The organism is Massilia aurea (genome assembly GCF_040790145.1).
GTDB classification, from domain to species: Bacteria; Pseudomonadota; Gammaproteobacteria; order Burkholderiales; family Burkholderiaceae_D; genus Telluria; species Telluria aurea_C.
The window spans coordinates 736,597-751,053 of sequence record NZ_JBFMMP010000001.1 but is presented as its reverse complement, the minus strand read 5'-3'; the positions used below and the strand labels follow the sequence as shown (position 1 = coordinate 751,053).

Genomic DNA, 14,457 nt, shown 5'->3' with positions numbered 1-14,457 from the left:
GAATTGAATCGCTGCGAGATTGGGCTGTCATCGTTGACGTCCTGCCAGGCCTGCTGGAGAGAACGCGGTACATCGGCGGCGCAGTCGGGAGCGTCACGAAAAGCGCGGGCAGCATTGGGAGCGAACGCATGAGGTTCCTCTAGCAGGCCATCGTCAATACGAAGGTCACGTTTGACTTTTATTTAAGTTACTTTGTTTTTCGGTTTTAAAGCTACCAATGGTTGAAATATTCGCTAGGCTGTTTGCGAAAAAACAACGGCAACTCGAGGGAATGGGGGTGTTGAAACAAGCGTGTCAGCAGCTTTGACGCTTGGTTAGCGTATATCAGGGACAAGCGATGCATCGTCCATCCCAGAGATTTCGGGCAACCGTGCTCGCGCAGGCCGTGCCGGTATGAGCAAGGACCGGCAGCGCAGGACGCTGTTATCCAAAATTTGGAGATACTCGGCAAAGCCTTCAATAACATCCCAAAGCATTATCCCGATGTCGCGGCAATGCGCCCAGAGCTTCCCTTGACGTTTGCATACCAGGTGCGCAATGCTCTTGCACACGGCTATTCGTGAGAGACAATATTCCCTCGGGGTACCTCCGGAGGGCCGGTCATGGCATCCTTGGCTTTGCGGCACCGACGTCCCGCTACGGATTGCTCAATTCGACCAGCGACTTGAACGTGAGTCTTGGCTCGTCCGACAAGTTCACCAGGCCGTTGACGTCGATCGTGGCTACGCCGAGCGGCGCATAGTGATGCTCGACGCCGTGCGGTGGCTGCGCCAAGGGAAGCTGCCCCTGGCCGGGGCCACGCGGCCACAGGATGTTACCGGTCGCCGTACGCGCGGGGACCAGCCAGTAATCTCCGCTGCGGTAGTGTTGCGGCGCTCCGGCTGCGTCGGCTGGCTCGAACCAGATCTCGATGCCATCTTCGATCGCCAGCCAACGGCCCTCTTCGACCAGCAGTGCGCGGTCGTCAGCGGTTTTGGGCCGGCCATCGACATGCTTGCCCAGCGCCGCGGCGGTACTGCGGCGGCGCCCGTGATCCCAGCGCCGCAGGATTGGGTGCGGGCCTTCGATGTCTGCGACGCTTCCTTCGAACGATATCGCCCAGCTGTCGGGATCGACCCCGGTAACCCGCAGCAGCGGGCCGGCGCGACCGGAGAGGGCGGTCGTTTCGTCGCTCAGCTCGACCACATCGTTGATGGCCAGGTCGAAGCGCGCATCGCGCCAGCCTTCGACCAGCGAGGCCGAACCATTGCTGCCCGGCTCTATTGGGAAGATCACGCTGCCATTCTCGCGCGACCAGACGAAGGTCGGGGTCTGCGCGTCGTTCGCCAGTCCGCCGCGATGGATCTCGATGCGGTACAGCTGGTTCTCCAGACCACGGTAGCGTGACTCGGGCGATACGATGCACGGCTGAGAGGCGGCCGGCGGCGATGCAGCCCGCGCCTTAAGCTGTCCGCGCCCTGACGGCTGCCACGCCTCCTGCCACACGTCCCAGTGCTCGGTCATCCATGTGGCCCATGAGGGCTTGTCGATCTGCACCGGGAATGTATGATCGGGGTCCTCGGGCGCAACCTTTACTTGCCACACCACCTGGGCGCGCGTGGCCGTATCCGGTCCTCCCAGCGCCACTTCGCGCAAAGCGGACGGCGAAGCCAGCGCGTCGTCGTCGTCCACCTCGGCCGACCCGACATGGCGTTCCCAGGCATCGAGATAAACGAGGTAGCGCAGGTTCGGCTTGAGCATCTCGGCGCCCGGGCGCCACCAGGGTTGCCGGGTTCTTCCATCGAGTCCGGCAAAGTAAACGTCTGCGTCGTTTTCGCATAGCCAGCCATCGACGTAATACGCGCCTTTGCCGATCAGGAAGTCACCCTTGAGCGGCCTGGCGACGGGTGTGCCGTTCAGTTTGAAACTGTCCCCGGGGCCGCCTCGCGGTCCGATTACGTGCATGGCAAGGCTGCGCAGGTAATGCAGCTGGATCGCCTGGCGTTCATTGCCGTCCGAATCGAGTTCGACCCGCCCCTGTTGCTGCAGCACGCGGGTGTAGTGGCGCAGCCGATTGAAACTGTCGCGTGAAAAATCCCCCTTCATGACGGCTCTCCTCAATGTTCAGGTTGCATACACAATGCCGCTGTCGGCGCCGGCCGGCGAAAACTCGTCGAGCCGCTGGCGCAGGTTCGCCGCGCGCTGTGGCTGGTACAGGTCGTGGAATACGCCCATTTCCGATTCATCCTCGGCGCCGCGCACAATCTCCGGCGCGCACGCGAGCGCGAGCCGGCAATAGGCCGGCGTGCCATATCGCACGCTGTCGAAGACCGGGCGCACGCGGCGCTGCTCTTCTTGCCGGGCCGCTTCGATCGCTTCATCGTCGTCCGCGTGGTCGCGTCCCGCGCGCTCCGTGGCGGCTGCCGCCAGGTCGGGCTGGCACTGGAAGCGGCGCGGCGTGCGCGACCCCGGCGTGACGTAGCAGAACCGCATGCAGCCCGCCTGGCGCCGTGCGACGCTGATGCGCCCCATGAACAGGGTGTCGTCGGCGCGCTCGATCGCGTGCGTCATCACGCGGCCGAAGATGGTGCTGCGCTCCACCCGGAGTTGCACGAAAGCGAGGCGCGATCCGGCCGCGCCGATCGCTTCGCATTGGGGACTGTCGCAATCGGCGCCGGTGGCGTCGACCACGCTGTCCGAAATGCGTAGCTGGACCGGGTCGGTGCGCACTTCGTCGTTGTTGACCTGGATCGAGCCGACGATGCTGTGTCCGATCACGATGCACGCGCCGCTGTCGAGCACTTCGATGCTCGGTTCGACCGGCTGGGCCGGATTGCAGTCAGGCTCGAGCGACCAGCCCGGTACCAGGGTCGAATGGCGCACCGTGAGCGAGGCGAGCGCACCGGCAAGCTGGAGACCCCGGCCGGCCACCATCAGGCCGTCGATCGTGAAGCGGCTGCCGGCGCCGCCCGCGATCAGCATGCCGTGGGTCAGCCGCAGTACGGGACGGGTGCGCTGCGCGGCGCGCAACTGCAGGGTGTGGCCCGCGGCGAGCAGTATGTCGACCTCGAGTTCGTAGACGCCGCTGTCGCCAAGTTCGATGACGGCGTGCACCGGCTGGTCCGCCGGCGCCTGCGGTTCATTGTTGCCTTCCGATGCATCGCGCCAATGCTCGAGCGCCTTCTTCAGCGCTTTGACGCCGGTCACTCGCTCGACCCTGGCGCCTTCGTGCTGGCGCAGGGTTCTCCGGTATTCGCCCCCTCCCATATCGGCGCTGAAGCCATACCGGTACGACACCCACACCCGTTTCGGCAATTGGTGGAGCGGGAAGGCGATGCGTCCGCGCACCGGGTCCACCGCGACATGGTTTTCAGGCGGCTGGTAGTTCCATCCGTCGAGGTCAGCGGAGATCACGCGCGCCGCGGGCACCTGCTGGTCTGCCGGATCCTTGTGGTCTGGCCAGCCGGGCGCCCAGATGGCGACGCTCTGCGCTTCGCGCCCGCTGCCATCGCCCGGCGCGAGGCCGTAGTACTCGGTCGACGCGGTGGCAAAGCCCGCGCCGGGTTGATGCGGCGCTGAAAATTCGGCGCGTCCGATCGCATGCGGCACCTGCAGCAGCCCGGTGGGCGCGCAGCCAGCGGCGTCTCCCGGGCGCGCACGGTTGAACAACGGCGTGTCGTTGCCCAGCACGCTGAAAGTGTAGAGGTTTCTGGCGCCGCGCTCGAGCGGCGTGGCCGGAGCAAGGGTGACCGGGTAGGATTTCAGGCGCCACAAGAACACGCCCACGCCGGCCGGCGTGTGCAATCCCTGGGTGCGCGTGGAGGCCAGGCGGCGCAGATCCGGCGTATGGGGCAGGCTATCGAATGGGCCGCCGAGCCGCCTCAGGGCGGCGCCGTCACGCAGGTCGACGCCGGCGCTGCGGCCCGGCTGGCCAAGCCGCAGCGACACCGTTTGGCTCAGCAGCCTTTGACGTTCCACAGCGCGGGCGGGCCAGCCACCCACATCGCGCGCCAGCTGTTCAAGCAGCGCAAGCGTGCCCTTGCGGCGCCGGTAGCGCAGGGTCTGGGCGACCTCGCGCCGGCCCAGCAGGATGGCGTTGCGTGCCAGTGCGGCCGGGTCCTGTCCCGCCTCACCAAGCGCCGCGATCGGCCGGTGGCCGATCAGGTCCGCGACGTAGGGCAGGACCCAGGGTTCGCAGGTTTCGACGAACCAGTTGTCGTACAGCTGCACCAGGTCGGACTCGAGCAGGTTGGCCTGCTCGGTGATCACCTGCAACAGCGCCCGCAGCGGTTCGCCCTGCTCGCTGTCGGCGGTCTGGATTGCCATCGGGAGCAGCGCGTACAGGCGGTCAAGCGGGTAATCCGGGTCGGCAATGGTTGGCATGGTCGCTCCGTTCATGGTTTCAGCTGGTTCAGCACCAGGGTTTCGGGCACGTCGGCGCTCAGTAGCGCGAGCTGCGCCGGCAGGATCGTTTTGCCGTCGCTGGCGCGCCGCGCCGGCTTGGCCTCCACTGCCGGCGCGACTTGTGCGTCGACCACCGCCATGACGGCGTTCGCGGTCTCGCCGGGCGTGAGGGGGCGCGCGCCTTTGGCCTCCTCGCGCTTGACGGTGTCGATCGCGCCGAAGACATCCAGGTCGACCCAGGCAACGCCGGGTACCGCCTGGATCACGCTCAGCACCTCGCTGCTGGCGGTGCCTTGCGCCACTTCGCGCCGCGCAAAGCCGAAGGCGTCCACCAGTGCGGCGCGCACGGCAGCCACTACCGGCTCCCATGAGCGGTCCGCATCGATGCGCAGGCCGGCGCTGACGATCAGCAGGCGCAGTTCGCGCGGCGCCACCGCCAGTGGCTGGAAGGGATCGCCCAGGTCGCGCAGCGCGCGCCGCAGGTTGCGCAGCAGGTCCGAATCGCTGTCGACCGGGATATCGTCGATGCCGGCCACCGTCACATGCACCACCTTGCGGCGCCCGTCGCTGATTCGCGTCGCTTCGGCCTTGCCGATGCCGGCGAAGGTGCGGGAGAAATCGGCATAGTCGGGCGCCGATACCAGACGGTCGAGCGCCTTGGCGGCCAGCGGAAGGTTGCGCCGTAGCCGGTCGCGGCCCTCCGGATCGGCGCCCCCCGACGCGCGCAGCGGGTTGGTCACCTCCCTGACCCCGAGCGGCCGGCTGGCCAATTGCTGGATCTGGCCGGGATGGGCGTTGCCGGGCCGGCCGATGCCGTTGCGGTAGATCGCCTTGACGTTGCCGATCCCGGTCGGCAGGCGCGCCCCTTCATGCCCGTTACCGAACTGGATTGTGGTCTTGCCGGTGTCGTCGGTTTGCGTCCGGAACACGCGATCGGTTGGCGCCAGCCCGAGAAATCCGGCCGACTCCTGCCAGCGCACATCGTTCACGTAGATGCTCAGCGTGCTCGCCACGCCACTGGCCGTGCCCGCCGCAACATGGGTCAGCGGTGCCTGTTTCAACGCGAAGTGCTGGAGCGGCGTTGCGCCGTTGCCGTTGCCGAGGACTTCGATGCGGGTTTCGCCGTGCGTCGCCTTGACCACGTTGCCGAGCAGCGCAACAGTAGCGCGCCGGTAGCAGTAGGACAGCGGCTGGTCGAGCCAGATGAAGGTGTGGTTGCGGTCGCCGGCAAGCGCTTGCTGCTCCGCCTGCCGCTTGTTGCCCGGCGGCGTGCGCGGCTTCGGGCGCGTCGCCGCGCGTACGTCGTGGACCACGGCGGTGATCATTGCGGCCTCGGTGGCGAATACACCGAGGGTGTCGTCAATGTCGGTGCGCTCGCCGCTGACGATGACGAAGCGGCCGGGCTCGAGGTCCGCGTACAATCCGTCGAGCTCGATCGGCAGCGGCGCCGCGCCGGATCCGCGCACCTGGGTGCTTCCGTTATGACTGCACAAAGGCGCCGTGATCGGCTGTTCGGCCAGTGGCAGCAGCTCGCTCCTGGCGTACACGGCGGTGCGGCGAATGAGCGAAAAGTCGCGCTCGATGACTTCGGGAATCCCTCCCAGTTTTCGGAACTCGGCAGCGTCGCGTATGACAAAGCGCAGCCACGTCGATTGATTGCCAAGGTCGATCGCAGTGCTGTCGCCGCTGCCGCCGTAAGCCGCGCGCGCCACTTTCGGGAAAACCTGCGCGACCCTGGCGACCAGGAAGGGCTGCATGCCCTCGACCATCGCATGCGCTTTCTCGACGGGCAACTCGCCGGTATCGACCCCGCTGGTATCGACGAATACCCAGCTCTCCGGCGCAATGCCGTCCACGGCGTTGTCGAGATACAGGCGGTCGGTCGCCTCGGTGGCGTGGATCACGAGCGGCTGTTCGCCTTCGGCCGGGGTGACGCCGGTGACGATCGGCCATTCGCCGCCGTCGACGGTCCGCGAACCGGAAACGGTTCTTGCTTCCCCGTCGCTGAAGACAAACTGGACCATCGTGCGCCGCGGGAAGGTACGCCCGAACAGCCCCGCCTTGAGCCGCAGCGCCCAGACCTGCATCGCATTGTCCGGACTGGCGGCCTGGTCACCGGCCAGCGCCGCCGCCAGCGTGGACCGCAGCGCCGGCGCGACGGCGCCGAGCAGCTTGACGCCGGCGTCGCCGATCGGGTCGAAGTCGGACAACAGACTGCGCGGCAGCTGGAGGGCGCCCGCAAGTGGCCTGGATGGCGGCATGCTCAGGAGGGCGATGCGGTCGGAGAAATCCATCCCGGCGCCTTTTGCCGGTGCCGCTGCAGCGGTGCCGGCCGGAATGCGCCCGAGCGCCGCGGCGACGTCGGCGAGCCAGGGTTTGAGCTTCGGGGCGGGCAGGTGGTCGCGCTCGAGCGTAGCGCGCATGCCCCGTACCAGGTCGTGCAGCGCTGTCAACGCCGGCGCGAAGGCAAGGTCGTCGCGGTGGATCGCCTGCAGTCTGGTCAGCGCGCCCTTGACCTGGTCGGCCTTTTTTCCCGGTGGCGCGGCGGCGGCGGCCTCGAGCAGCATGGCGCGCACTTCTTTCTTGGCAGCCGCAGTGTCCCAGCGCTCGACTGTCACGGCTGTGCGGTCCGCTTTCGCATTCTCTTCGACTTTCAGCACGCGATACGGGCGCGGCTCCTCGCCCGCCGCGGAGATCAGCAGCGGGTCTCCCGCCTTCAGGAGGGTATGGGTTCCGGCCAGGTAAAGCATATCGCTGGCCGCGTCCCAGCGCTGCGGCTCGGTCTGGCGCACACCCAGCCTGTTCCATGCCGCGCGTGCTTTCAAGTCCTCCACGGTCTCGAATATTTGCGGCTGTTCGTCCTGCCCCGGGATGGTCTGCGCCCGCGATCCTTGCGGCACGATGATGTCCTGCGCGGTGTTGGCGTCGATGGTGTACGACAGGTAGACGCTGGCGGCCACGCCGGGGCGGGGCCGGTAGCCCACCAGGCGCGCCAGCTCGAACATCGAACGCAGCTCGGTGGCGGTGCGCAGGTAGCCTTCGTTGGCGATGCGCTCCTGGTAAAACGTCAGCACGTCGGCCACGGTGGCCCAGCAGTCGAGCAGCGCGATCGCGGGGTCGGTGCCCTCGCGCGTGCGCAGGCCGGCCAGCGGGCGCATTGCCGGCGGGCCCCCGAGCGCGTGGCCGGACAGGCGCGCCTTCATCGTCTGCAGGAAGCTGCCATGCGTGCCGATCCGGTAGCGCAGGGCGTCCTGGCCCGGGCGGTTCGCGGTCGGCTGCGGCGTGGATATCGCGATGCCTTCGCAGCACCCGCAACCGCGGCCGCCGCAGCCACAGCCGCACGTCGAATTCTTTGCCGTGCTGTTCATCGTCCACCCTCCAGGTCGAGATCGAGTTGCCCATTGCCGGGAAAGACCGGATCGTTGTCCAGGCGCGCCACCTCCAGCGGCCCGATCGGCAGGATGCCGCTTTCCAGCTCGCCGTCGGGTCCCTCCGACTGGCGCTCGAAGCGCTCCAGCAGTACCCCGGATACCCCGGCGACCGCCTGCGCCGCGGCGACGATGCGGCTGGCGCTGATGGACTTGCCGGGCTCGAGTGCATCCGGGTGAAAGAAGCCAGTGGGTCGCGCCGCGCCCAGCACGCCGAGCAGTGCCGCCTTGACGTGGCCCCTGAGGTATCCGGGCTTGACGCAGATATGCAGCCCGATTGCGAGCGGGACCTGGCGCACTGGCACCACGCGCACTTCGTGGCCGATACGCCGGTAACATTCCAGGTGCGCCGCGATGCAGCACAGCAGGTCAGCGGGGGGATCGGCGCGGCCGCGCGCATCGATCGCCACCTGCACTACGGTGCCTGCGCCGCTGGCGCGCATTACCGCCGCCGCGCGCTGGACCTGGGCGGCGAAGTCGCGCATCACGATGGCGGCGTAATCGGCCGCCGTCACTGCGCGCTCGAGCCGGCGGCGGAACGCCTGTGGTGCGCGCAATCGGGCTTCGGCGACGTCCTCGGGTGCGGCGCCGCCTGTGGCCGGCAGTGGGTTACGCACCCGCAGGCCCGAGCCGTTGGGGAAATTCCTGATGAAGACGAGCTGGGTCAGCGCATCGGCGCCGACATTGCCGGCGACGCCGTTGCCGGTGCGGTAGTGGGCATGGAAGGCTTCGCCCGCGACTGGTGCCCGGCCGCACTGCCCATCGCCGAAACGCAGCGAGGCCAGCCGCCGGTCGTCGATCTCGACGACAAAATGACGATCGTCCGGACCGCTGCCGAGCAGGTCATGGCGCGCCGTCCAGCGGTCCGGCGTTTCGCCGGGCAGTATGCTCGAGAGCCACACCTCGGGCAGCGCGGCGCCAGCGTCCTGCCGCAGCGCGCGCACGGCGCCGCCGTCGCCGCAACCCGTGCAGCAGCCAGGCGCCACGCCCGGCACGCACGCCGGCGCCGGAGTCGCAAAGGTCGGGTCGGCGCGTGGCAGGGCAGGCCGGAAGCGGCCCGGCTGGTGGACGACTTCGGCGCCCTCGCAGGGTTCCTCGCAGTGTGCAGCACTGCGGCGCACAGGCACCCGGCCGAGGTCGTCGTCGCGCCCCAGTCCGTGGTCGAACAGCGCCACGTTGCCCCACGCGATGGTCAGGTCGGACAGCGGCTTGCAGCCGGGCGCGTCGCCTACTGTCGACAGGCACAGCGCGAACGGTAGCGCGTCTTCGATGCACCATTCGACTTCCCAGAGCAGCCGCCGCGTCAGCGGATCCCAGGATGGCGCAGCACGCGTGAGCCGCACTGCGTGGCGCCGCGCCGGATCGGCATCGGCCGGGTCGCCGGTATGCGGGCCGACGAGTTCTTCGAACAGCAGCACCTCGCCCGGCTTGAGTTTCAGGCGGTGCCAGCGGCCGTCCGGGACCACGGCCGCGATGGCGGTGCCTTGCTGTTCCGGCCTGCCTGGCGCGGGCAAGTGGCCGGGGTCGAGCAGCGTCGCGGAAGTGGCGCCCGCCGCCAGGCAGCAATCGTCCTCGCCCCAGCGATAAACGGCGATGCGGTTGCGCGCCTGGCGCAGGGTCAGCGCCGCCTGACCGGCCGCCAGGCGCGGCTCGAAGGCCAGCCAGGGCGCCGCCGTGCTGGCCGTCAGGTCGGCCTGCGCCAGCACCGGGTCTTCGCGCCGCGGGTGGCGGGTGATCGCATAGAAATCGGCGGCTTGCAGCACCAGTTCCTCGTCGTCGACCTCGAACGCCAGCCATGCGCGCGCATTGCAGCCTTCATGCAGCAGGTAGTCGACCAGCCGCGCGTGGCGGCGCACCGAGACGCGCAGGCGCGCGGTGTCGAGGTAGGCCTCGGTGGCGACGGCGTCCTGGTGGTAGCTCAGATTGTCCCCCACGTACGCCAGCAGCTCCACCAGCGTGATGCCGAGGTCGGGCACATGGCGCTCGGTCCAGTCGGGCAGCAGCAGTGCCAGACGGTCGAGCAAGAGGCGGCGCAAGCTGGCGTAGTCTTTGGCCAGGTAGTCGAGCGCCGGCTCGTCGAGCGTCTCGGGTGCGCAGGTCTCGTCCGCGCCGCAATCGAGGTCGCTGGGGCAGTCGCCCTTGAACGAGAAGCACACGCAGGCGTAGCGCGGGTCGAAACCGGCGGGCGGCTCGGCAGTCGGGCGACCGGCGGCATCGAGCGCGAACGCGCACAGGCGGTAACTGGAAAAGTCCCCGGGTCGGTCGACCGTGACGAGCATGATGTCGTCGAGATCCGCGTCGTCGCTGCGCACCACGCGCAGGTCGGTGATGCGCACGCCGCGCCCGCCGTCGATGCGCAGGTGCGCGGCGCTGATCCACTCGGGCGCGTGGTCGAGGAAAGTGACCGCCAGCGTGGTCTGCTCGCAGTCGACTTCGACGTGGTCGAACCCGTTCAGGCCGGACCTGCGTACCAGTGCGCGGCGCCGGTCGTCACTGGCGCAGCCCAGCGAGGGCGCGCCGTTCATGGTGATTCTCCAACCGCGGCGGGGCGCTCGAAGCGTTGCTCGCGCCGCTCCCCGCTACTGCGCAAAGCGTAGCGCACGGCCACGCGCAAGGCCGCGTCGTCAGCCTGCACGGTCAGCGCCTGGACCTCGATGACGTCGCCGAGGTAGCGCTGCAGCGCCGCGCGGATGGTGAATTCGAGCGCGGCGGCCAACTCCTGGCTGTTCGGCGCAAATATCGCGTGCGTCAGGCCGCTGCCGAAGTCGGGGCGGTTGACGCGCTCGCCGGGCCGGGTGAACAGCAGCAGCTCGATCATGTCGCGCACGTGGTCGGCCGGCTCGGCCAGTGCGGTGCGGCCATTGGCGCCGAAGTGAAAGGGATAGCCGATCTGCATGGCGCGCTCCTTCAGATGGCGGTGACCCGCGCCTGCGGCACGACCACCAGCAGCGGCGTGCCAGTGGGCGCGCACACGCCGGTGCTGCTCTGCACCAGCAGCGGCTGGCCGTTGGACAGCACCCGCGTGGTGCCGCTCAGCCATTGGCCGCTGACGCAGGGGCCGTTGGCGGCTGGCGGCGGCGGGAACGGGCACCCGGCCACCACGTAGGGCGTGGCCATCAGCACGCTGGGCGCAGGGCCGAGCAGTACGCGAGGATTGGGGGCGGTGGGCGTGGCCTGCCCGCCGTGCGCGCACTGCACTTGCGCTCCTGCCTGGACCAGGAAACCGGGCATCGCTTGCTCCTTCAGGTGACGACGAGGGCGCCGTTGTTGATCGTAACGGTGGGACCGACCAGCGTGATGGTCGCGCCCTTGCCGTTGTTGATGTAGATCCCGGAGTCGTTCACCACCAGCATGGCGTTGGTCGCGCTCCTGAGCATGACGCCGCCGGTGGCCGGCGTGGGCGGCATGTCGCTGATCAGGACGGTGTGCTGGCCGAGCGTCTGCAGCGCGATGCTGGGCGAGGCGGGCAGGCCGGCGCGCGCCAGCGGCGGGATGTCGGACGAGGCGCCCCAGCGGCATCCGACCCACAGCGGATAGTTCATGTCGCCCTGTTCGAATTCGGCCCACACGCCGGCGCCGATCGGCGGCACCATGTACACGCCCATCGGCGGCCCGGTCGGGCCGGCCAGCGGGACGCAGGCCTCGGCCCAGGTCGACGGCATCGGCCCCAGCACATCGGGGATGAGCAACTGCAGGCGCCCGCGCTGTTCCGGGTCGATGTTCTGGAGCACGGTGGCGCGATATTTGCCGATGAAGCGGCCGGCGGTGGCGGTAGTCGTCATGGCGGGTTTTCCTCGGAAGTTGGGCGGTTCATGGCACCACCACCGGTGTCTGCGTCACCAGGCCGTCGCGCGACAGCGTGAAGTTCTGCTTGTATTCGCCGCGCTTGATGCTGTGGGTGACACTGTCCACGTAGTAGAAGCCGTCATACGCAATGCCGGCGCCGCGCATGCCCACCAGCATGCGCGCGCGCAGCACCGCGCCGTAGGTGGCCACGTTCAGGGTGCCGCTCGCGCTGATCGCGTCGGCGCTTTGCATCATGATGCCGAAGGCGCGCTTGGCCGCCTCGGTCGCGCTCAGGCGCGTGGTGTCCTCGGCAAAGGTGATGCGCGCCGGCGGCGTCGGGCGCAGGCCGAGTGGCGGATGCAGCGGGTTGATGTCGGGGACCGGGAAGGGGATCGGGATCTTGCGCGTGACCGGGTCGTACATGTACATCACGGTGGTCTTCTTGGCCAGGCCGTCCAGGCTGAAGCTGAGCGACTCGACGTTGGTGTCGGCGTCCATGTTGACATTCAGCGCGCGCTGCGGCACCGGGATGCGCAGGTCGGGCCCGAAGTAGGCAATGCTTTGTAGCGGCAGCGGGCCTGGTTCGAGGTAGAACACGTAGCCGCTTTCGCTGGCCAGCTGCTTGATGTAGGCGCGGTCGGTTCCCTTCTGCGCGTCGAAGCGGCTGGTGGGACTGTCAACGTTGAGCACCGGCGGCGGCAGCACCAGCGGCACCACGCCGAACACCGCGTACTTGGCGAGGATGGCATTGATGCGCACGTTGTCGGGCATGGCCGGAAACGCCAGCGGCAGCTCCACCACATCCATCAGCACGGACAGGTCCTCGCCGGTCAGGGTGAGCATCGACTGCTCCGGCTGGTTGCCGGGCTGCATTTCCTGGCGCGTGACGACCCCGTCCATCAGCACCTGCGGCTGGCCCTTGAAGGTCATGATGATCACCACCCGGGTGATCATGGGATCGAAGAAGCCGGCCGGCAGCAGCGCGAGCTGGAGCGGGGAGGTCTTTCCCATCGAGAACGCGACCTGGAAACCGCTGCGTTCGCGCGAGCAGTTCACCTCGATGCTCTTGAGCGCTTCCGTCAGCGGCAACGGCGCCGGCAGCGGCGCCGGCAAGGGGCCGATCAGCAGCGTCAGATGGGCGGCGTCAAACACGCGGCGCTCCCGGCACCCCGTCGGGCAGCGCGATCGTCAGGCGCCGGCCGATGGTCTCGACCAGTTGCTGCGGGCGCATCGCGCGGTTGGCGTCACAGATACGCCAGAACTGCTCGGCGTCGCCGAGGTAGCGGCCGGCCAGGTTGTCGAGGCGGTCGCCCTCGGCCACCGGGTGCTCCAGCAAGGACGCCAGCCGTTCCGGCTGCGGCACGAAGCGGCGCTGCAGGAACACGACTTCGGCGCCGCCGGGGGCCGTCATGCGCATGGTCTCGGTGGCCTGGTAGCGGCTGTTGGTGGGAAAGTTCATCGACGTTCTCCTGGGTTCAAGGGCGGATCACGGCGCCGAGGTCCGACGCATTGTTGAAGAAATTGGCCGTCGCCAGGACCTCCTTGGCGATCTGGTGCACCATGAACAGCGCGTTGCCGGCAGAGAGGAACTGCAGGTCGTTGTAGCTCAGCACGTTGAGCGTCAGGTCGACCTTGGCGCGTGTCGGATTCAGGTTGGCGTCGTAGGCTTCTTCGACGATAGACAGCGAACCCAGGCGCACCGGCAGCACGCGCGTCGGCCCCCACACGAACAGGATCATCGGCCCCTCGGCCGGCAAGATCTCGACCGTCCCGACCGCGGACAGGATGCTGTTTGCAATCACCAGCGCACTTTTCGGGTACAGCATCATTTCGAGCGCGGCCAGGGTGGGCGTGATGCCGCTTGCCAGGGCCAGCGCATTACCATCGGCCAGTTGGTCGGTCGCATCGATGTCGAGCGCCAAGGTAATGGTCTCCCTGGGCGGCCCCGCAAGCCGGAACGCCTCGCCGCGTTCACCGTCGGCATTGACGCCGCGCGCCTCGAGCTTGCGCGTCATGGTGTCGGGGTTGTACTGGAACGCCACCACGCTGGCGAGCGGGTTGAAAAGATCGACGCCGATCAGGGCGCCCTTCCTCAGGCGTGGGGAGATGGGCGCGGCGCTCACGGCGGCCCCCCCTGCGTGTTGCGCCGCGCCGAACGAAAGATCGCGGTCAGTTCGGCGAGCCGATCCTCTGCCTTCGGTTCCCTGATCGCCGCCAATGATGCGTCGTCGATCAGAAATAGCCCGCGCTCGCCAACCCATGAACAGTGCCCGGCCGGCAATGTGTGGAGCACAGCTTCGTCGAACTGATCGATATGGCCGGGGCCGAAGAAATTTGCCCACATCACGCCGCTGAACATTGGTGTGTAGGTCACTGCCGGGTTGTACACGGTGTCGTTCAAACCATCCCAGCGATCGAGCCAGTGCATTCCGGCGTATTCGGTATCGTCGGGGGTGTGGACGGAGCGGAACGCCTCCGCCAGCACCTTGGACGGCGCCGGCTCAGCGAAGCCTGCGCCATCAAACTGCAGCGCGCAGACCGCCATTCCGTCGACCACTTGCCTGACTTCGTCATACGGCGATAGCAAGAGATGCAGAGTCCATGGGAACTCGCCGTCCGCCCCAGCCTCGAGGTATTGCACCCGGGGGCCCTTGCGCAATTTTCCAAAGAGCTCGGCCGCCAAATTCGGCCCAGCGGCGATCTGCACCGGGCAGCGCTTGCCCACTACCGTGGTCTTTACCCAATCGACCCGCTCGATGATTCCGGCGTCTACCGCGCGCCCGATCAGTCTGGTGACGAATTCACCATCCTTCCAGTCATGAAAGCGCGAGGTGCTTCTCCACATCAAGGTGTCGGCCAT

Annotated in this window: 12 protein-coding genes; 1 reads left to right on the top strand and 11 read right to left on the bottom strand. The window is 68.0% G+C overall.

Going from position 1 to position 14,457, the window contains the following annotated elements; genetic code table 11:
* Nucleotides 1-323 precede the first annotated feature (323 nt).
* On the top strand, nucleotides 324-563 hold the full coding sequence (locus AB2N08_RS03130) for a HepT-like ribonuclease domain-containing protein (RefSeq protein ID WP_367609436.1): 240 nt from the start codon (nucleotides 324-326) through the stop codon (nucleotides 561-563).
* Between the two features lie 73 nt (nucleotides 564-636).
* Here the strand turns inward: AB2N08_RS03130 and AB2N08_RS03125 are convergent, their stop codons facing one another.
* Genes AB2N08_RS03125 through AB2N08_RS03075 form a run of 11 tightly spaced genes read right to left on the bottom strand, consistent with a single transcriptional unit; the run spans nucleotide 637 to nucleotide 14,457 of the window.
* The gene (locus AB2N08_RS03125) at nucleotides 637-2,100 is read right to left on the bottom strand and encodes a DUF6519 domain-containing protein (RefSeq protein WP_367609147.1); all 1,464 of its coding nucleotides are present in this window, start codon (nucleotides 2,098-2,100) and stop codon (nucleotides 637-639) included.
* A 3-nt stretch (nucleotides 2,101-2,103) separates the two neighbouring features.
* Entirely contained in the window at nucleotides 2,104-4,362 is a 2,259-nt protein-coding gene (locus AB2N08_RS03120; RefSeq protein ID WP_367609146.1) for a hypothetical protein, read from the bottom strand.
* An 11-nt stretch (nucleotides 4,363-4,373) separates the two neighbouring features.
* Nucleotides 4,374-7,751 carry a putative baseplate assembly protein gene (locus AB2N08_RS03115; RefSeq protein ID WP_367609145.1) on the bottom strand — a complete coding sequence of 1,126 codons (3,378 nt, stop codon included), beginning with the start codon at nucleotides 7,749-7,751 and terminating at the stop codon, nucleotides 4,374-4,376.
* Nucleotides 7,748-10,336: a putative baseplate assembly protein gene (locus AB2N08_RS03110; protein WP_367609144.1), complete on the bottom strand. Its 2,589-nt coding sequence runs from the start codon at nucleotides 10,334-10,336 to the stop codon at nucleotides 7,748-7,750. Before AB2N08_RS03110 ends, AB2N08_RS03115 begins: the two co-directional genes overlap by 4 nt.
* Nucleotides 10,333-10,707, bottom strand: a complete 375-nt coding sequence (locus AB2N08_RS03105) for a GPW/gp25 family protein (protein WP_367609143.1) — start codon at nucleotides 10,705-10,707, stop codon at nucleotides 10,333-10,335. Before AB2N08_RS03105 ends, AB2N08_RS03110 begins: the two co-directional genes overlap by 4 nt.
* Before the next feature lie 11 nt (nucleotides 10,708-10,718).
* A complete protein-coding gene (locus AB2N08_RS03100) occupies nucleotides 10,719-11,042 on the bottom strand; it encodes a hypothetical protein (RefSeq protein ID WP_367609142.1) in 324 nt (107 codons plus the stop codon).
* Between the two features lie 11 nt (nucleotides 11,043-11,053).
* Complete coding sequence (locus tag AB2N08_RS03095; protein ID WP_367609141.1) at nucleotides 11,054-11,593, bottom strand: phage baseplate assembly protein V; 540 nt, start codon at nucleotides 11,591-11,593, stop codon at nucleotides 11,054-11,056.
* A 28-nt stretch (nucleotides 11,594-11,621) separates the two neighbouring features.
* Nucleotides 11,622-12,749 carry a hypothetical protein gene (locus AB2N08_RS03090; RefSeq protein WP_367609140.1) on the bottom strand — a complete coding sequence of 376 codons (1,128 nt, stop codon included), beginning with the start codon at nucleotides 12,747-12,749 and terminating at the stop codon, nucleotides 11,622-11,624.
* Nucleotides 12,742-13,056 (bottom strand): LysM domain-containing protein, encoded by a 315-nt coding sequence (locus AB2N08_RS03085; protein ID WP_367609139.1) that lies wholly within the window; start codon nucleotides 13,054-13,056, stop codon nucleotides 12,742-12,744. The genes AB2N08_RS03090 and AB2N08_RS03085 overlap by 8 nt, the downstream gene beginning before the upstream one ends.
* 16 nt (nucleotides 13,057-13,072) lie before the next feature.
* Nucleotides 13,073-13,720: a hypothetical protein gene (locus AB2N08_RS03080; RefSeq protein WP_367609138.1), complete on the bottom strand. Its 648-nt coding sequence runs from the start codon at nucleotides 13,718-13,720 to the stop codon at nucleotides 13,073-13,075.
* Nucleotides 13,717-14,457, bottom strand: a complete 741-nt coding sequence (locus tag AB2N08_RS03075; RefSeq protein WP_367609137.1) for a hypothetical protein — start codon at nucleotides 14,455-14,457, stop codon at nucleotides 13,717-13,719. Before AB2N08_RS03075 ends, AB2N08_RS03080 begins: the two co-directional genes overlap by 4 nt.